This is a genomic window from Rhizobium sp. 05N430 (genome assembly GCF_056396985.1).
In genome coordinates this window covers 148473-167621 of sequence record NZ_JBFTMO010000002.1, presented here as the reverse complement: position 1 = coordinate 167621, position 19149 = coordinate 148473, and the positions used below count along the sequence as shown (strand labels likewise).

At 60.6% G+C, this 19149-nt stretch carries 16 protein-coding genes; 8 read left to right on the top strand and 8 right to left on the bottom strand.

Annotated features, from left to right (window positions below):
• Window positions 1-9 precede the first annotated feature (9 nt).
• From AC1DJO_RS04645 to repC, 4 genes are all read left to right on the top strand, one after another.
• Window positions 10-2046 (top strand): oxidoreductase, encoded by a 2037-nt coding sequence (locus tag AC1DJO_RS04645; RefSeq protein ID WP_477969459.1) that lies wholly within the window; start codon window positions 10-12, stop codon window positions 2044-2046.
• Window positions 2047-2534: 488 nt separating this feature from the next.
• Window positions 2535-3749, top strand: coding sequence for a plasmid partitioning protein RepA (gene repA, locus AC1DJO_RS04640; protein WP_112388791.1), 1215 nt, complete (start codon window positions 2535-2537; stop codon window positions 3747-3749).
• A gap of 51 nt (window positions 3750-3800) precedes the next feature.
• On the top strand, window positions 3801-4847 hold the full coding sequence (gene repB / locus AC1DJO_RS04635; protein WP_477969457.1) for a plasmid partitioning protein RepB: 1047 nt from the start codon (window positions 3801-3803) through the stop codon (window positions 4845-4847).
• Between the two features lie 151 nt (window positions 4848-4998).
• Window positions 4999-6267, top strand: a complete 1269-nt coding sequence (repC, locus tag AC1DJO_RS04630; RefSeq protein ID WP_477969585.1) for a plasmid replication protein RepC — start codon at window positions 4999-5001, stop codon at window positions 6265-6267.
• A gap of 129 nt (window positions 6268-6396) precedes the next feature.
• Here repC and AC1DJO_RS04625 read toward each other — a convergent pair whose 3' ends face one another.
• The 6 genes from AC1DJO_RS04625 to AC1DJO_RS04600 form a co-directional block, all read right to left on the bottom strand.
• Window positions 6397-7593: an MFS transporter gene (locus AC1DJO_RS04625; protein WP_477969455.1), complete on the bottom strand. Its 1197-nt coding sequence runs from the start codon at window positions 7591-7593 to the stop codon at window positions 6397-6399.
• A 78-nt stretch (window positions 7594-7671) separates the two neighbouring features.
• The gene (locus AC1DJO_RS04620) at window positions 7672-9108 is read right to left on the bottom strand and encodes a M81 family metallopeptidase (protein WP_477969453.1); all 1437 of its coding nucleotides are present in this window, start codon (window positions 9106-9108) and stop codon (window positions 7672-7674) included.
• Window positions 9109-9118: 10 nt separating this feature from the next.
• The gene (locus AC1DJO_RS04615; protein ID WP_477969451.1) at window positions 9119-11035 is read right to left on the bottom strand and encodes a beta-N-acetylhexosaminidase; all 1917 of its coding nucleotides are present in this window, start codon (window positions 11033-11035) and stop codon (window positions 9119-9121) included.
• 30 nt (window positions 11036-11065) lie between these two features.
• The gene (locus tag AC1DJO_RS04610) at window positions 11066-11842 is read right to left on the bottom strand and encodes an SDR family oxidoreductase (protein WP_477969449.1); all 777 of its coding nucleotides are present in this window, start codon (window positions 11840-11842) and stop codon (window positions 11066-11068) included.
• A gap of 22 nt (window positions 11843-11864) precedes the next feature.
• Complete coding sequence (locus tag AC1DJO_RS04605; RefSeq protein WP_112514419.1) at window positions 11865-12731, bottom strand: MurR/RpiR family transcriptional regulator; 867 nt, start codon at window positions 12729-12731, stop codon at window positions 11865-11867.
• 25 nt (window positions 12732-12756) lie between these two features.
• Window positions 12757-13143 carry a RidA family protein gene (locus AC1DJO_RS04600; protein WP_477969447.1) on the bottom strand — a complete coding sequence of 129 codons (387 nt, stop codon included), beginning with the start codon at window positions 13141-13143 and terminating at the stop codon, window positions 12757-12759.
• 111 nt (window positions 13144-13254) lie between these two features.
• On the opposite strand from AC1DJO_RS04600, the gene AC1DJO_RS04595 reads away from it, so the two are divergent.
• The 4 genes from AC1DJO_RS04595 to AC1DJO_RS04580 all read left to right on the top strand — a co-directional run bounded on the left by AC1DJO_RS04595 (window position 13255) and on the right by AC1DJO_RS04580 (window position 16631).
• On the top strand, window positions 13255-13740 hold the full coding sequence (locus tag AC1DJO_RS04595) for a hypothetical protein (RefSeq protein ID WP_477969445.1): 486 nt from the start codon (window positions 13255-13257) through the stop codon (window positions 13738-13740).
• 30 nt (window positions 13741-13770) lie between these two features.
• Window positions 13771-15246 (top strand): M81 family metallopeptidase, encoded by a 1476-nt coding sequence (locus tag AC1DJO_RS04590; protein WP_477969443.1) that lies wholly within the window; start codon window positions 13771-13773, stop codon window positions 15244-15246.
• A gap of 1 nt (window position 15247) precedes the next feature.
• On the top strand, window positions 15248-16348 hold the full coding sequence (locus tag AC1DJO_RS04585; protein WP_477969441.1) for a D-TA family PLP-dependent enzyme: 1101 nt from the start codon (window positions 15248-15250) through the stop codon (window positions 16346-16348).
• Between the two features lie 73 nt (window positions 16349-16421).
• Window positions 16422-16631, top strand: a complete 210-nt coding sequence (locus tag AC1DJO_RS04580; RefSeq protein WP_112388800.1) for a hypothetical protein — start codon at window positions 16422-16424, stop codon at window positions 16629-16631.
• Between the two features lie 37 nt (window positions 16632-16668).
• Here the strand turns inward: AC1DJO_RS04580 and AC1DJO_RS04575 are convergent, their stop codons facing one another.
• Together AC1DJO_RS04575 and AC1DJO_RS04570 are read right to left on the bottom strand one after the other, a co-directional pair.
• A complete protein-coding gene (locus AC1DJO_RS04575) occupies window positions 16669-17802 on the bottom strand; it encodes an ABC transporter ATP-binding protein (protein ID WP_477969439.1) in 1134 nt (377 codons plus the stop codon).
• A gap of 85 nt (window positions 17803-17887) precedes the next feature.
• Entirely contained in the window at window positions 17888-19132 is a 1245-nt protein-coding gene (locus tag AC1DJO_RS04570; RefSeq protein ID WP_405049557.1) for an ABC transporter substrate-binding protein, read from the bottom strand.
• Between the last annotated feature and the right edge of the window lie 17 nt (window positions 19133-19149).

The following is a 19149-nucleotide window of genomic DNA, read 5'->3' as shown; positions in this document are numbered from 1 at the left end:
AGCACCGCGATGTCGAACGATCCCCTCCTGCAACCCTACAAGCTCAAGCACCTGACGCTTCGCAACCGGATCATCGTCACCTCCCACGAGCCTGCCTATCCCGACGACGGCATGCCGAAGGAGCGGTACCGCGCCTACACGGTCGAGCGGGCCAGAGGTGGTGTGGCAATGACGATGACCGCGGGCTCGGCCGCAGTGTCGCGCGACAGTCCTCCAGTCTTCAACAACCTGCTTGCCTACAAGGACGAGATCGTCCCGTGGATCCGCGACATGACCGATGCCGTCCACGAACAGGGCGCCGCGATTATGATCCAGCTCACCCATCTTGGACGGCGCACCCGCTGGGACAAGGGCGACTGGCTGCCGGTTCTTGCGCCCTCGCACCAGCGCGAGGCCGCGCACCGGTCTTTTCCGAAGAAACTTGAAGACTGGGATATCGAGCGCATCATCAAGGATTTTGCCGATGCCGCGGAGCGGATGAAGGCGGGCGGCATGGATGGCGTCGAGCTGGAAGCCTATGGCCACCTAATCGATCAGTTCGCCTCGCCGCTGACCAATGAGCTCGACGGCCCCTATGGCGGCTCGCTGGAAAACCGCATGCGCTTCTGTTTCGACGTGTTCAAGGCGATGCGCGAAAGAGTGGGCGACGATTTCATCCTTGGCGTCCGCTACACCGCCGACGAGTGTCTTCCCGGCGGTACCGATCGCAATGACGGTATCGAGATATCGAAGCGGCTGCGCGACAGCGGGCTGATCGACTATCTGAACGTCATCCGCGGGCATATCGACACCGATCCGGGCCTGACCGACGTCATCCCCATTCAGGGCATGGCGAACTCGCCGCATCTGGATTTCGCTGGCGAGATCCGCGCCGCGACCAATTTTCCGACCTTCCATGCAGCGAAGATCCCCGACGTCGCGACCGCCCGCCATGCCATCGCCTCCGGCAAGGTCGATATGGTCGGCATGACGCGGGCCCACATGACAGATCCGCACATCGTTCGAAAGATCATCGAGAAGCGGGAAGAGGATATCCGTCCCTGCGTCGGCGCCAATTACTGTCTTGACCGGATCTACCAGGGCGGCATGGCCTTCTGCATTCACAACGCCGCCACCGGGCGCGAAGAGACGATGCCGCATGTGGTGGAAAAGGCGGATTCCCGCCGGAAAATCGTCATCGTGGGTGCCGGCCCGGCCGGGCTCGAGGCGGCGCGCGTCGCTGCCGAGCGCGGCCACGAGGTCGTCGTCTTCGAGGCCGCCAACAATCCCGGCGGGCAGATCCGCCTGACAGCACAAAGCGAACGCCGCAAGGAAATGATCAGCATCATCGACTGGCGCATGAGCCAGTGCGAGAAACGGGGCGTGACGTTCCATTTCAACAGCTGGGCCGAAGCTGGCACTATCGCCGCTGAGAACCCTGATGTGGTGATCATCGCCACTGGTGGCCTTCCGCATACCGATGTCCTGTCGAAGGGCAACGAGCTCGTCGTCTCCGCCTGGGATATCATCTCGGGCGACGTGAAGCCCGGCACCAATGTGCTGATCTATGACGATGCCGGCGATCACGCCGGTCTGCAGGCGGCGGAGATTATCGCGAGGACAGGCGCGAAGGTCGAGATCATGACGCCGGACCGGTCCTTTGCGCCCGAGGTTATGGCGATGAACCTCGTTCCCTATATGCGCACGCTGCAGAAGCTCGACGTCATCTTCACCGTCACCTTCCGTCTGGACCAGGCCGAGAAACAAGGCAACCAGCTGATGGCGCATGTCGGCAGCGACTATGGCGGCGTTGCCAAGCAGCGGATCGTCGACCAGATCGTCGTCAACCACGGCACCATTCCGCTTGATGACCTCTATTTCGAGCTGAAGCCGCTCTCCAGCAATCTCGGAGAGCTGTCGCACGATCAGCTTCTGGCCGGAGAGCAGCAGACAGTCACCCGCAATGCCGATGGCAAATTCCAGCTGTTCCGGATCGGAGATGCAGTGGCGGCGCGAAACACCCATGCCGCCATCTATGACGGGCTGCGGATCGCAAGCCGCCTTTGATCCCGGCGCGGGAATGCGGCCGCGGCGTCCCTGAGTCGCAGCAGGCATAGGCGGCACCCGGCCTGAGGCAGGGCCGGGAGTCCGGCGCAACCGGCGCTTTTGCGGCTCATATCGGTCGGTTTGTTCACAGCCGATCGGTCCGTAAACCGTTGATCGGCGAGCCGAAATGGGCTCAAGATAGGCAGTGGCAAACGAATTGCGATTCGATTCGCGGCCCCGGAGACCAAAAACCGATAGTGGCTAATGCCGTGATATGGTTAATGTTCTCCCCTGAACGGAAGTAGAAACGCCGTTCGCTTCCGCTGCCCGTACACAGGCTTTTCCGGCGCGAAAAACCGCTCTTTTCAGCCGCCAATCTGTGCAAAGGCTTCTCGAAGAAATCCGGTTAACTCCCTGTTAAGCCTAATTGCCTTGCAAGAAAATGAGAATCGGAGCTAAATGCGCTTTCAAAGCCCGCAGGGTGTTTAAATCGCATTTTCGAGATTTCCATGAATATGGCACCGACAATTGATAAGGCAATTTCTGACGTCGATCAGCTGATCATCGCTCAGGCGCAGGAACTGTCCGACAAGCTGAAGCAGCACCGGCTGGAAATGTTTCCGCCGCGGGCCATGAAGGATCTGCGCGAGTTCCAGCTGGCGGAGGCTGCGCGCTTTCTCGGCGTCACCAGCGGCTATCTCAGGAACCTGTCGCTGGAGGGCAAAGGCCCCCTCCCCCAGGTTACGTCGTCCGGGCGCCGCTCCTATACCGCCGGTCAGATGGACGAGATGCGCCAGTTTCTCGACCAGAACGCCCGTGGCGGCACGCGTTACGTTCCGCATCGCAAAGGCAGCGAACACCTCCAGGTCGTCGCCGTCGTCAACTTCAAAGGCGGCAGCGGCAAGACCACGAGCGCAGCCCATCTTGCCCAGCACCTGGCCCTCACCGGCCACCGGGTTCTGGCTGTCGATCTCGACCCCCAGGCCTCGCTGTCCGCCATCCATGGCTTCCAGCCGGAATTCGACGTCGACGAGAACGAGACGCTTTACGCGGCGATCCGCTACGACGACGAGCGCCGTCCGCTGAAGGAAATCATCCGCAAGACCAATTTCCCCAACCTCGACCTCGTCCCCGGCAATCTCGAGCTCATGGAATTCGAGCACGACACGCCGCGCATTCTCGCGCAGGGCAAGACCAGCGATTACGGCCGGATCTTCTTTGCCCGTCTCGACGAGGCGCTGTCTTCGGTATCAGATGACTACGACGTCGTCGTTATCGACTGCCCTCCACAGCTCGGCTTCCTGACGATGAGCGCGATCTGCAGCGCGACAGCCGTGCTGATCACCGTTCATCCGCAGATGCTCGACGTTATGTCGATGTGCCAGTTCCTGCAGATGCTCGGCGAAGTGTTGAACACGCTGAAGGGCGCCGGCGGCAATATGAACCTCGACTGGTTGCGCTACCTGGTGACCCGCTACGACCCGCAGGACGGGCCGCAGACGCAAATGGTCGCCTTCATGCGCTCGATGTTCCGCAATCACGTTCTGACCAATCCGATGCTGCGAAGCGTCGCGATATCGGATGCGGCCATGACCAACCAGACGCTTTACGAGGTCGAGCGCAGCGCCTTTACGCGCGCCACCTATGACCGCGCAATGGAGGCAATGGATTCAGTCAACGGCGAGATCGCAGATCTCATCCACAAAGCCTGGGGCCGCAAATGATAACTCACGGCTTCACCACGGGAAACCGATCGACCGTCCGGAGGGAGACATATGGCACGTAAGAATATCCTCTCGGGCCTGATGGACGATTCCAAGAAGTTTACCGCGGTAAATAGCGAGGCCGATTCCGGCGCCGAAAAGCAGCAGATTGCCTTCAAGGGAATCGGGGCGCTTGGCGCCGTCACCCGCAGCATCGACGCGCTGGCGGCGAGGGCGGATGCGGCGCGCGATATCGAAGAAAAGCTCGCTCATGGCGAAACGGTTATCGATCTCGATACCGCTCTCATCGAGGAGTCCTTCGTCAGCGATCGTCTGGTTCAAACCGACGAGCAGTTTCAGGAATTGCTTGAAGCGATCCGCTCGCGCGGTCAGGACTCCCCTATTCTGGTGCGTCCGCATCCGCAAAAGGATGGCAAGTATCAAATCGCCTTCGGTCATCGCCGTGCGCGCGTTGCTAAGGAGCTCGGCCGTCCGGTTCGCGCCGTGGTCAAGAAGCTCGACGACCGTGACCACGTCATCGCCCAGGGTCAGGAAAACTCGGCGCGTGCCGACCTCTCCTTCATCGAGCGCACGATGTTTGCCGACAAGCTCGATACGCTCGGTTTCGACCGCGAGACCATCATGTCGGCGCTGAGTGCCGATAAGACGACGGTCTCCAAGATGCTGTCGGTCACCCGCCGCATCCCGGCCGAGGTTCTCTCGGCAATCGGCGCTGCGCGCGCCACCGGCCGCGACCGCTGGCACGATCTTTCGGTCAAGTTCGAAGAAGAAAATTCCGCCGAGCGGGCAACTCTCTTCGTTGAGACGCCCGATTTCGTTGCTGCCGAACCGGACGTGCGTTTCGATATGCTTGTGCAGTTTCTGAACGGCAAACCGGTTTCCACCGCTCAAAACCAGGCGCAGCCGGCATCCATCAGCCAATGGCAGCGACGCGACGGTTCGGTCAAGGCGAAGATCAAGGATAACGGCAAACAGTTCACGATCGCGCTGAAGGCAGCCAAGGGATCGGCCTTCGGCGCCTATATCGCAGACAATCTGGATCGTCTCTACGAGGCGTTCGAGAAGGACATGATTTCATCGAAGAATGGAGATCAATAAGCAAAAGAAAAGGCCCCCAAAACGTTGCCGTAGTGGAAGCCCTCTCTGATCTAGACACCCAGAGAATCACATTTCCACTCCACATAGTCAAGAGTCCCCGGCACCTATTTTTGGTGAGCTGACATCTTTTGCCTTGAAGAAGGCGAAGAAAATGGATGGTGGAAGTGTGACGACGCCCTTTGGGCGGCGGCCGATGACGCTTGGCATGCTTGCAAGCCAGGTCAGGGCCCAAAAGATCGAGAGCAGTGCCTCGGTCGACAAGTGGAAAATTTATCGCGCGCTCTGCGAAGCCAAACCTCTGCTCGATATTTCCGACCGGGCGCTCGCGGTGCTGAATGCGCTTCTGAGCTTCTATCCACATGGCGAACTCTCTGCCGAGCGCAGCCTTGTCGTGTTCCCATCTAACAACCAGCTTTCAATCCGATGCCACGGCATGGCCGAGCAGACGGTGCGGCGGCATATGGCATCTCTCATCGCCTCCGGCCTGGTGCTCCGCAAGGACAGTCCGAATGGTAAGCGTTATGCGCGCAAGGACCGTCAGGGCGAAATCCGGGATGCCTATGGTTTCTCGTTAGCGCCGCTGCTTGCCCGCGCTGAGGAAATCGCACGTCTCGCAGCCAAGGTCGCTGCCGAGAAATTGCATCTGCAGACCATCAAGGAACAGCTCACCCTTTGCAGGCGCGATATCTCGAAGCTGATCACAGCTGCGATCGCCGAGTCGGCCGATGGCGACTGGTGGGCGATCGATGAGGCGTTTCATTCCATCCTCAACAAGCTGCCACGCGTTGCAACCCCGCATCTGATCGCCTCGGTTCTGGCCGAGCTCGAGGAATTTCGCGCCGAAATCGTCAAGCAACTGGAAACACAGATTAAAACCGAAAATTCGAGCGCCAATGCCTTACAGAATGAGCGGCACATACAGATATCAGAATCTGAATCTATTTCTGAATCTGAACATCCGGTTACGAATGCCGGGGATGGGTTGACCGCAGTAAACTCCGCTGATCTCGGCGACAACGCTTTAGAAGGACAAAGGCTGCTACCCGGGAAGGCGTCGATTACCTATCCGATCACCACAGTGACCGAAACCTGCCCCGATATCGCTCTTTACGGACCGGGAGGAAGTGTTCGAACGTGGAGCGATCTGATCAGCGCCAGCACCATCGTCAGCACCATGCTGCAAATCGATCCATCCGCCTATCATCAGGCCGTCAGCAGGATGGGCGTGCAGAATACGGCTGTCGCGATCGCCTGCATATTCCAGAAGGGTAGTACGATTGCGTCTCCAGGCGGCTATTTGCGGACATTATCGCGCCGCGCCGGGGAGGGGCAATTCAACACGTGGCCAATGCTTGCCGCTTTGCGACGGGCGAACATATCGGAGCCTGCGGCACGCCCGCCAAAGCCTGTAACCCAATGATGGAAGCAAACTATTCATTGAGTTCCGTTGCGCTAAGAAAACATCGGATAAACAACGAATGGAACGTGGAGAAATCAGGCCATGAGAGCGCCATATGGACTGAAATCCAAGCGAATCCAGTCGTTTAGCCTAACGTCGGCGTCCATCGAGAAAGAGCAACAGGCCGAGCCCGGCCACCCCCGAGATCGCACCGACGAATGCCGTGCCGGAATAGGTTGTCAGGGCCGTCCCGGCAGCAAAGAGCAAGGCGCTCAATCCGGCGCTGAGGAATATGTTGACCGAGATCAACGCGCTGCCGAGGCCCGGACGCTCGGCAATCAGATCCTGCAGATAGGTTATCGGAACGCTGATCAGGGCGGCTGCGCCAATCCCGCTGATAAGGGTGAGGGCGTAGACCTGCCAGGGCGCGGAGGCGAGGGCGAGCAGCACGAGATAGACGGCGTAGATGATCGTTCCCGCGGCCAGAGCCGTCAGCTGGCTGATCACCCGTAGCAGCCGCGACCAGAGAATGATGAAGATGACCTCGAGGAAGGCAACGATGCCGACGAGGACACCGACATCGGCAACGGTCCCATGCGCAGCGCCGGTGACGACCAGCGGCAGGATGGCGCCATTGACGTGAAGCGTGCTGCTGATCAAGGCGATAGCCACGACGCGGCTCAGGATCTTCGGGGAGACGACCTGTCCGAGCGCGGCGAGATAGGACAGATGATGGGTGGCCGCATGGTCGGTGCCGCTCTGCCGTGGCAGAAACAGCCCGATCAACGCCAGACAGACGACACAGGAAATACAGGCAAAGAGATAGGCGGGCAGCATGGTCGGCGAACCGGACAGCAGAATGCCGGTCAGCCCCGGGACGAGAACCCAGGAGAGGGAGATCATCGCCCGCACGCCCGAATTGACGGTCGCGACATCGCTTCTGTTCATGTCTCCGGTCGCCGCTCTGACATTGGCGAACAACAGCGAGCTCAGCGAACTATAGACGGGCAGGATGAGAAGAGCGCTCAACACGAAGACCTGTTCGGTCGGAATGAGATAGATGGCGCCGTAACCGGCAACGCCGAAGATCGCGGCGATCAGCATCATCGTCCGGTATTCGCCCAGCCGGTCTGCAAGATTGCCCAGCAGGATGCTGACGACGACATTGACGGTTGCGGCCGCGAAGATCAGTGCGGAATAAAGTGCGTTCGAAAGACCCAGCTCTCGAATACCGACGACCGACTGGTAGGGCGAGGTCGTCGCGCCGGCAAAGCCGAAGGTGAAAATCGCAAGCATGCTCACCCGGATGACCGGGTTGCGGAAGACGTCGGGGACAAGGCGTTTCATGTTCTTCATCGAAGACTGGCGAATACAGGCCGGGTGGAGATGAAGCCACCCGATATGGACAGTCGCCGTATGTTGTTGTCAATCTTTCCAGGAAGCGGAAAGACGCGCTTCCGGCGTATAGGCGAAATCGCGATCGAATGGAAAGGCTGGACGCTGCCGGCGGAGGCTGACAAGGTTTTCGATATCCTGCCCAACCACGCCATCCGTCAAAGCCATCAGGTTCGGATTGGCGATTGGCGCAAGCTCCGGCGAAAGATATCCGGATTTGACGACGAGAAGTCGTACGGATTTGGGATCAAGGCTAAGGCGGGTGAAATCCGCGATATTGTGGTAGGGGCGCCGGCGCGCAGCAAGAACGACAGTCACGCCGCCGATCCTCACAACGGCCTGCCGGTCGGCAGGGATGCCTGGGTCGTCGAGGGTCAGGATTTCCGCTTCCACATCGATCGATTGACTCGACGGATCCAGACTGCCGCCGATCGATAGCGTTACCCTCGCAGAGTTTACTGCAGTAAAACATGCGTCAACTGCCGGGCGATCGGTGATGCCGGCAAAGAGAACGCCGGTCAGATTGCGGCTCAGAACGGCTCGCAGCACGTCCGCGCGGTCGCCGACGCCGCCACCTGTCGGATTGTCCGCAGAATCGGCAAGAATAACCGGATGTGACGATGAATTCTGAGCGATATCAAGGACTTCGTCCAATGAACCGGTGACCGGGCCGAAACGAAACTCGGCGCGTGCATCCCAATAGGAGAGAGCAATCTCCTCTGCCGCCTTTATAGCCGCAGCCTTGACGCGGCCGGTCACGACGGCGCAGGCCGTCGCGCGCGGCTCATCGGCCCAGACGTAACCGATCATAAGGTTGGCATCGAGAATTCCGTCGCGGGCGTCGAATTCGGGCAGCCTGGCATAGAGCCCCTTTGCCGGCTCGTCCTCGGTCGAGGTGCGCTCGCCGGGCCAGAGAACCGGGACCGGCGCCCAGGCGACACCTGGCCGCTCGCCCGTCTCCAACGCATCAACGAGCATCGTCCAGGCACGGACCATCGTCTGGCGCACATCGATATGCGGTGCTGTGCGGTAGGCGGCAAAGATATCCAGCTGGTCGACGATCGTCTGGCTGACATTGCCATGCAGGTCGTAGCTCGCCGCGACAATGCAGGCATTGCCGGCGACCGCGCGGGCTGCCGAAATCCAGTCGCCCTCGGCATCGTCCATGCCCTCGACATTCACCGCGCCGTGCATGGCGAGGTAGAGGCCGTCGAGCGGCAGCGCCGCTTTCAGCTTCTCGATGAACTCGGACTTAAAGGCTTCATAGGCCACGCGCGACACCGGGCCTCCGGGCACGGCGCGGGCGTGAAGCAGCGGCAGCAGGTGAGCCCCGCTCTCGTGGACGAAGTCGAAATAGGCCGCGCCGAGAAGCTCTTCCCCCCGCAGCACCTTGAAATCATCCACGGCCATCAGCACCGGCGAGTAAGTGCTGCACTCCGTATGAATTCCACCGATCGCAATCCGCATCGCTGACATCCTAAAGCATCGGACTCAGTGGAACGATGGCAGCGAAGCGATGCCAATCCTTCGCGGCCTTCGGCGTCCATGCCGCCTCGGCGATAGCCGGCAGGCGCGGGAAGACGAGACGGTTGAAGTAACCGCGCGACAGGAAATGCTCAGACCAGATACAGGCCTGAACACCCTTCAGCCGATCCTTGAGCTCTTCCGGGAATTCGCCTGCTGCCTCATAGGCATAGGTGTGGGCCGGTGGCACCGTTCCGGCCCAGCTGGCGCCCGGTTCCTGGAAAGCTGTCGCCTGAACCATGTCGAGATAATAGGCTTGGCCCGGCGTCATCACGACGTCATAGCCTTCCTTGGCGAGCTCAATGCCGACCTGCGGATTTTCCCAGGCCATCAGCAGGCTGTCCTTTGCCGCAACGCCGCCGCCATGGGCCACCTCGTTCCAGCCGGCGAGCTTGCGGCCACGCTTGTCGAGCATCGCCTTCACCTGCTTCAGGAAATAGGACTGCAGCCCGAACGTGCCTGAGATGCCTTCCTTCTCCATCAGCTTCTTTGCAAGCGGCGAGGCAAGCCACGAGCCGTTTGCCACTTCGTCACCGCCGATATGGATGTAGGAGGAGGGGAAAAGCTCGACCATCTCGTCGAAAACTTTCTCCAGGAATTCATAGGTCATCGGTATGGCCGGGTTCAGCGCATTGTTGGGATAGCCCTGAACGGAATGATAGCTGTCGGGCGCTTCCTGACCGTCGGTGAGTTCGGGCAGTGCAACGAGCGTTGCCGCATTGTGACCGGGGATGTCGATCTCGGGAATGACTTCGACACTCAGCGAACCGGCATGGGCGACGATCTCGCGGACGTCGTCCTGCGAATAGAAGCCGCCGATAGGTTCGGCACCATTGCCGAGCTGTGGAAGCAGCGGTTCGTCGGGCCCGCGAAGAACACCCGTCGCCGTCAGCTGCGGGTAGGCCTTGATCTCCAGACGCCAGGCCTCGTCATCGGTCAGGTGCCAGTGGAAGATGTTGAGCTTGAACCAGGCGAGGATATCGATCAGCCGCTTGACGTCGGCAACCGGATAGAACTGGCGCGAGACGTCGAGATGGCAGCCGCGCCAGCCGTAACGCGGCTTGTCCGATATCGTCCCTGAAATTGGGAAACGGAATTTGTCTTTGGTGACGCGAGCGCCGTTCAGCAATTGGGCGAGCGAAGTCAGGCCATACTGGCGTCCGGCAGCACCGGAATAGCTGAGCGTAACGCTGCCGGATGTGAAATCCAGGCGATAGGCTTCTGCCTCAAGGGCGGCATCCGTCTTGAAGCTCAGCGGGCGGCCCTGCGGCGAGGCGGCAAGATTGAAGACTGCGTGGTCGCTTTCGAACAGGCGCCGCGTCAGCGAGATGACCGTCGAGATGGCAGAGAGTTCCTCGATGCTGGCGCCTTGCGGAAAGAGCACGACCGGGAAGCCGTCGCCCGGTGTGGCACTGATCTCGGCCGGCCATGGCTGAAGCGCAAAGGGAAGATCAAGGCGGCCTTCCGGCAGAAGCTCCGGTGGCGGCTCGCTGGTGCGGCCTTCCAGCAAGAGGTCCGACACGGCGACCGGCACATGCTTGCCCGAGGAGAGAGTCAGGTAGGCGGACTTGGCGCCGTCGGTGCAATGCTGCGCCCTGCGGTGCAGGCCGGCGACTGTGAAACTCCAGCTTTCGCCGGGTGCGAGCGTGAGACCGGCGGGCGGACCGAACTCATGGAAATTGGCGTTGCGGCGCAGGAAGGTGGCGTTGCCGCAAGCTGCCGCATCGATGACGCGGGTGAGCGAGGTATAGACGAGCTTGAAACCGGAAAGCGGCTCGCCGGACAGATTGAAGAGCGTGAAGGTGAATGCACCGTTCGGGCCGCCATCCGGGTTCCAGCTGTTTTCCAGGCGGTAGTAAACCGGTTTCATTTCTGTTCCTCTCGTTTTCTCTTATGATTTTCAATAGTGCTCGGATTGGGAGAAGGTGCGGGCGAGCTCTGCCTGACCGGCCGTCAGGCCGCAATCGACAGGCAGGCAGACGCCGGTGATCGCCGCCGCCAGCGGTCCGGCGAGAAAGCCGACGGCATTGGCGACATCCTTCGGATCGACGACACGCTGCAGCGGATACCAGCGGCGGGCATCCTCGAAGACATTGGGATTGGCCGCGGCGCGGACTTCCCAGGCCTGGGTCTTGACCGTACCCGGAGCCACCGCATTCGAGCGGATACCAAACTTGCCGTATTCGACGGCCACCAGCCTTGTGAAATGCAGAAGCCCCGCCTTGGCGGCACTATAGGCCGGATGCCCGAAAACATTCATGCCGTTGACCGAAGCGATGTTGACGACCGAGCCTTTGCTCGCCTTCAGCTGATCCTCGACGGCGCGGAAGGTCAGGAATGCTGCTTCAAGATTGAGCGCATTGTCCGCCCGCCAGATCTCCGGCGTCGTGTCATGCAGGCTGACGGCGCGGGCGGCGCCTGCATTGTTGACCAGCGTGCGGACCGTTCCGATCTCCGCTGCGCGCCTGGCGAGCGCTGCAACGCTGCTCTCGCTGGTGACGTCGCATTCGACCGGGATGAAACGATCGGCGCTGCCGAGTTTCGCTGCGGTTGCGGCCGCAGCTTTCGGATCGATATCGGCCAGCAGAACAATGTCGTGATCGTCGGCCAGTTTCGCGGCGATCGCCGCGCCGATGTCGCCTGCTGCTCCCGTCACGATGGCCGCCGATTGCGTCATTGCTGCTGTCCTCTCATGTCAATCAGTCTCCAAGCAGCTGCCGGTCGTCGGTGCCGTCACGGTGGGCGACGAGTTGCTGCTTGATGCGGCGGAGCGTCGTCGTTGCCTTCGGCTGGATGGCATAGGCGACGAGGCTCGCGAGAATATCGACTGTCGCGATATAGGCGATGCGGGTCGATGTCGGCCGGTAGATATTGGTGCCTTCCGGCAGGTCGATCGGAACGACGATCTCGGCGGCTTTGGCGACCGGGCTGCCGGTCTGCGTCAGCGCGATGGTCTTCACCTTGGCCTCGCGTGCCAGAGCAAAGGAGCGGACTAGCTCGGCATTGCGGCCGGAGAAGGAGGAGCCGATGATCACGTCGCCGGATTTGGCCGCTGCCGCCATCATCATCTGCATGCTGTGGTCGGAGCTGGCGGTAATGCGCAGCCCGAGACGGAAGAGACGGTTCTGCAGCTCGTCGGCGATCATCGAGGAGTTTCCGCCGGAGCCGAAGGCGTAGATCATCTCGGCCTTGGAGATCAGCCCGACAGCCGCCTCAATCGCCGTAAGGTCGAGCGAGCGGTGCAGCAGGAACAGCGCGTTCTGCGCCTTGGTAATGATATCCTGCGCCACGTCGGCCGGATCGCTGCTCTTCGATTCCGGCTTGAGATAGCGCACGCCGATATGGGCGGTGCGGGCGAGCTGCACCTTGAAGTCGGAGAAGCTTTCGCAGCCAAGCCGCCGGCAGAAGCGGGTGACGGTCGGCGGGGATACCTGGGCGCGCTCGGCCAGTTCGATGATCGAGGCGTTCACCGCAAATTCGAAATCATTGACGATGATCTCGGCGATGCGGCCCTCGGAGGCTGAGAGCCGGCTCTTGTCTTCCTGCAATGTGGAAAAGATATCCAAGCCGGTCCCCCCGTAATCGCCGCTCTCAGTCTTTTTTCTTATAAGCGACGCAATCGATCTCAACCTTGCAATCCACCATCATGGACGATTGGACGCAGGCGCGGGCCGGAGGGTGCTCGCCGAAATATTCCTGATAGATCTTGTTGAAGGTCCAGAAATCGCGCGGATCGTCGAGCCAGACGCCGACGCGAACGATGTCCTCGACGCCGTAATCGGCTTCCTTGAGAATGGCGAGCACATTGGCGATCGTCTTGTGGGTCTGGGCAATGATATTGCCGTCGATGATCTCGCCATTTTCCATCGCCACCTGGCCGGAAACATAGAGCCAGCCGTCGGCTTCCACAGCGCGTGCGAACGGCAGCGCCTTGCCACCGGCGCCGGTTTGAACAGTGCCATAGCGTCTGATGGACATGCCCGGTTCCTTGCAAATTATTTTCTTGATAAGTTGACAAGTGACCATAGAAAGCAGAATTTGACCAGCGAAAAACGCCATTTATGAAAACTATTTAAATCGGGGGCGGCCATGCGTGATCCTTTTCAGAATCCTTTCCCGTCCTCGGATACCGCCAGGCACAGCATCTGGGAGATGCTTGTTCCCCGCGATATCGATGCGTTTCTGGCGGCCGACTGGTCCGCGGTCGAGCATGATTTCGTCGAGGACGGCTTCATCGGCATCGATGGCCGCAAGGAAGTCAGCCCGGACAAATGGCGCCTCGCTTTTCCGACGCTCAAAGCCTATCGCGACGAGTGGCTGAAACAGGCGAAAGACTTCGCCACGCAAAGCTTTGCCGAGGATACCCGCACCGCAATCTTCACCACCACGACGCTCGAGGATATCGAGATCGAAGGCGACATGGCGCTCGTTCGCAAGAAATTCGACGGCGGCCTGACGAAGAGCGACGGCAGCCGCGACATCATGCAGTGGCAGACACTCTATTATTGCAGGCTCCACGAAGGACGGTGGAAGATCTGCGGTTTCACCGGCTACCTGCCGAACCCGATGGGTTGACGCGGGGCCGACATTAAAAGGCCTAATCACTTGCGCATTTTCACGGCAGCACTGGCGACCGAGACCAATACCTTTTCACCGATCTGCGTGGACCGCCGCGCTTTCGAGGCTTCGCTTTATGCGCCGCCCGGCCAGCATCCCGAAACGCCAACCCTCTGCACCGCCCCGATCACCGTCGGCCGCCGTGTCGCCGCCGAAAAAGGCTGGGAGCTGATCGAGGGCACCGCCACCTGGGCAGACCCGGCCGGTCTCGTCAATCGCAACACCTATGAGGAGCTGCGCGACGAGATCCTCGGCCAGCTGAAGGCAGCGCTGCCGGTCGATGCCATCGTCATGGGCCTGCACGGTGCGATGGTCGCGGCCGGATACGAGGACACCGAAGGCGATCTGCTTTCCCGCATGCGTGAAATGGTCGGGCCTGACGTGCTGATCTGTGCCGAGCTCGATCCGCACAGCCACCTCACGAAGAAGCGCATCGAAGCCCTGAATTTCGCCGTCTATTTCAAGGAATTCCCGCATACCGATTTTGTCGACCGCGCCGAAGATCTCTGGCGGATCGCCGTCGATGCGCTTGAGGGACGGGCGAAGCCAGTCAATTCGGTGTTCGACTGCCGGATGATCGACGTCTTCCCGACCTCGCGCGATCCGATGCGCTCTTTCGTCGACAAGATCATGAAGATCGAGAAGGACGACCCGGATGTCCTGTCGATCTCGGTCGTCCATGGTTTCATGGTCGGCGACGTGCCTGAAATGGGCACCAAGCTTCTTGTTGTCACCAACAACAAGCCGGAAAAGGGCGCCGCCTTGGCGCGCGAACTCGGCATGGAGCTTTTCTCCAAGCGCGGGACCTTCATGGTGCCGCAGATCGACGAGAAGGAAGCGGTGTCCCGCGCGATTGCCGCAACGGTCTGGCCTGTCGTGATCGCCGATGTCTGGGACAATCCGGGCGGCGGGACGGCTGGCGACGCGACCGTCATTCTCGAAGAGTTGATCGCCCGCGGCGTCAAAAGCGCTGCGATCGGCACGATCTGGGATCCGGTTGCCGTGCAGATCTGTTTTGCGGCAGGCGAGGGGGCCGAGATTCCGCTCCGTTTCGGCGCCAAATCGGCACCCGGCACCGGCAATCCTGTCGATGGTACCGTCAAGATCGTCAAGCTGGTGAAGAATGCCGAGATGCAGTTTGGCGAGAGCCTGGCACCATTCGGCGATTCCGCCCATATCGTCCTCGATGGAATCGACATCATCCTCAATTCGACGCGGGCCCAGAGCTTCGACCCCAGCCTGTTTTCGGTGATGGGCATCGATCCGGCTAAACAGAAGATCCTGGTGATCAAATCCACCAACCACTTCTTCGCGTCCTTCTCCAAGATCGCGGCCGAGATCCTTTACTGCTCCGCGGGAACGCCCTATCCCAATAATCCTGCAACGACTGCCTATCGCCGAGCGCCGAAGAACATCTGGCCGATCGTGGCCGATCCACATGGAACCGAACGCGGAGCCGCCTGAGATGCATGACAACCAGTTTGCCGTCGTCGCCAAGGCAGGTGACAGGATCGCGGATCTCTCGACCCCCCGCCCTGTTATCGACGAAGACAGGCTGGCCGCCAACATCCACCGAGTCCAATCCTATATGGATCAGCACGGGCTGAACTTCCGCCCGCATATCAAGACCCACAAGATCCCGGCACTCGCCGTCGCCCAGGTCGCGGCTGGCGCCAAGGGCATCAATTGCCAGAAAGTCACCGAGGCCGAGGTTTTCGCTGAGGCCGGCTTCGAGGACATCTTGATTACCTTCAATATCCTCGGGCCACAGAAGCTCGAGCGGCTGAGTGCGCTGAACGACCGGATCTCCGGCCTGAAGGTGGTTGCCGACAGCGAAGTGACGATCGACGGGCTGTCGGCCCATTTCTCCGGCCACCGGACGCTCACCGTGCTGGTCGAATGTGATACGGGTGCAGGCCGCTGCGGGGTCCAGACGCCGGAGGAGGCGGCATCGCTTGCCAAGCGGATCGCTGCGGCCGATGGACTGACCTTCGGCGGCATTCTCACCTATCCCAAACCGCAATCGGCCGATGCCGTCGAGGCTTTCATCCAGTCGACCCTGTCGCTCCTCTCGGCGCAAGGCATCGCCTGCCCGATCGTCAGCAATGGCGGCACGCCGAGCCTGTTCGACGCCCACTTGGTCAAGTCGGCGACGGAGCATCGCGCCGGAACCTATATCTATAACGACCGCCAGATGATCCGCATGGGGCACTGCACGGAAGACGATTGCGCCATGCATATCGTGGCGACCGTGGTCTCGCGTCCGAATGCCGATCGCGCCGTCATCGATGCCGGTTCGAAGGCGCTGACCTCCGATCTCCAGGGCTTCAGCGACTTCGGCCTTGTCGTCGGCTATCCCGAAGCGAAGATTGCAAGCCTCTCCGAAGAGCATGGCGTTATCGACCTCTCGGCCTGCACGGGGCCGCGGCCGCAGATCGGCGAGAAGATCTTCATCATCCCCAACCACACCTGCGTGGTTTCGAACCTTTTCGACACGATGGTCTTCCACCGTGACGGCGTCGTCACCCGTGTCGAGGAAGTCGCTGCGCGCGGCCTCGTCTGGTAACTGATCGGTCAATTGCTGCTTGCGCACGCTGCCGCATTCGCTAGATGAGGTTCATCGAGCGAAGGAGAGTGGCGTGGAAGAGCAAGTCCAGATTGGAAATCGCGGTGATTTCGGCCAGTGGGCAATCGAGGTCGCCAAACTAATCGTCAGCGACCAGGGTTTCGAGCTCGCCAAGGCTGCCCGTGAAGGCAGCGAGGATGATGTCCGGGCGGCCGGTGCTGCACTCGGGCAGGCGATCACCGACGCCCTGATGGAAGTCTATGACGGTTTGATCGAAGAATAGCCGAGATCGGACCGCTGCCGCGGTCCAATTGCGATCCTCAGGCTGTCGCCGGAGACAGCAGGTTCATATCGATTTCGGTGAGTTCCACCCGGCGTTCGAAGGCGATGCCGTTTTCGTCGAACAGATGGCAGTCCACGGCATTGATGCCGACGGTCACCGGTATATCGGCGCGGATCCCGACGCTGCCGGGCAGCATGGCGCAGAAATTTTCCGTTTCGCTGCCGAGCGCGGCATAGGCAACCGTATTGGCGCCCAGCCGCTCGATGACGCTCGGCGTCACCGTCAGCGAGATGTCGCCATTGGCAAGCTGCACATGCTCCGGCCGGATGCCGAGCGTCAGCGTTTTCCCTGCCATCCCGTCGCGCGGGGCGACCGGCAATGTCGCCGTCTGGCCGCGGTAATCGACCGTCACGCCGGCATCGCTGACGGATTTGCATGTCACCTGCAGGAAATTCATTTTCGGATTGCCGATAAAGCCAGCCACAAACTGGTTTGCCGGCTTGTGATAGAGCTCCAGCGGCGCGCCCGTCTGCGAGATATTGCCGGAATCGAGCACGACGATGCGGTCGGCCATGGTCATGGCCTCCACCTGGTCGTGGGTAACATAGATCATCGTGGCCTTCAGCTGCCGGTGCAGCTTGGCAAGCTCGATGCGCATGTCGGCGCGCAATGCCGCGTCGAGGTTGGACAGTGGTTCGTCGAAGAGGAAGATTTTCGGTTCGCGAACGATCGCGCGGCCGATGGCGACACGCTGGCGCTGGCCGCCCGAAAGCATGCCGGGCTTCTGCTGCAGGCGGGTTTCGAGATGTAGGATGCGGGCAGCGTTTTCGACGCGCGCCTTGAGTTTTTCCTCTTCCATCTTCTCGACACGCAGCGGAAAGGCGATGTTTTCAAACACCGTCATATGCGGATAAAGCGCGTAGGACTGGAAGACCATGGCGATCCCACGCTTGACGGGCGGCAGCTCGTTGACACGGACGCCATCGATGACGATGTCCCCCTTGGTCGTGGCATCGAGACCGGCGATCATGCGCAGCAGGGTGGACTTGCCGCAGCCTGACGGTCCGACAAAGACAACGAACTCGCCGTTCTTCACGTCGAGTTCGACGCCTTTCAGAACTTCGTAGTCGCCATAGAATTTTTGAACTTTATTGAGCTGAAGCTGTCCCAAAAATCTGTCTCCGGTCCCGGCCTGAACGCGCATGATGTTGGTCGGTGGGGATCGCGGGCCGTTGCCCGCGATCCCCTGATACGGCTTACTTGAAGGCTTCGATTTCGCCGGCAGCCTTCTTCAGAGCGGCTTCCGGTTCGGCCTTGCCCGTAACCACGGACTGAACCATCTCGATGATCGAGTTCTGGAAGCCCTTGTAGTCGGTGAAGAGCGGCTCGGGACCACCGAAGGCGATACCGTCGATGAACGGCTTCCACGACGGATCGGCCTTGACGAATTCGTCAACCTTCGCCGACGGACGCAGCGGGGTAAGGCCAGCGCCGCCCTGCAGCTCGTATTCGCCCTGTGGGCCCGGCGAGGTGATGTACTTGGCGAATTCGGCCGCCTTTTCCTCGACGCCCGTGCCCTTGAAGACGGCAAGGCTGTCGGTGATCAGCAGCGTGCCTTCACCCTTGGCCGAAGGACCGAGCGGCAGCGGCGCAACGCCCCAGTTGATCTTGGTGTCCTTGAGGCGGGCAGCAGCGCCCGAACCAGCCTGGATCATGCCGACTTTGCCATCGAGGAAGATGGCGCGGATTTCGTTCTGTTCGTAGGCGGTTGCGCCTTCGACGGAATAGGGCGTGATGTCCTTGTAGGCCTGAAGAGCTGCGAGAACCTCCGGGCTGTCGATGACGATCTTGTCGCCGTCGATGACCTTGCCGTTGTTGGTGTAAACCCAATGCATGAACTGGTGCATCGTGTTGTCGAAGGTCTTGGCAGGCAGACCGTAGCCGGCAATGCCGGTCTTTTCCTTGATGGCCTTGGCGTCGGCAATTTCCTCAGCCCAGGTCTTCGGCGGGGTTTCCGGGTCGAGACCGGCCTGCTTGAACAGGTCCTTGTTCCAGTAGAGGGCCTTGGTCGAGAAAGCGACCGGCACGCCCCACTGGTTGCCGTCGAAGGTGACGGTATCGACGATGTTCGGGTAGTAGCTCTTCTTCTCTTCGTCGGTCATCGGCACCGGAACGATCAGGTCGTTCTGCGCGAATTCCTTCAGCGTGCGCGAGCCGACATAGGCCATGCCGACGGGCGTGCCGGCAGCAGCCAGCGTCGTTGCCTTATCCTGGCACTGTTCCCAGCCGACGACTTCAGGCTTGACGGTCCAGCCCGGGTTCTTGCCTTCCCATTCCTTGATGTATTTTTCATGGATGGGGTCGATCTTGTCGCCGCAATAGATCCAGCTGATTTCCTGGTCAGCGGCATGGGCGGTCATGGTACCAAGCGCGGTGGAGCCGAGCAGGGCAAGGGCCATGAGGCCGGTCTTGAATTGAATCGTCACTTTTTTAGCTCCCATTTTCTCTGGTGGTTTAG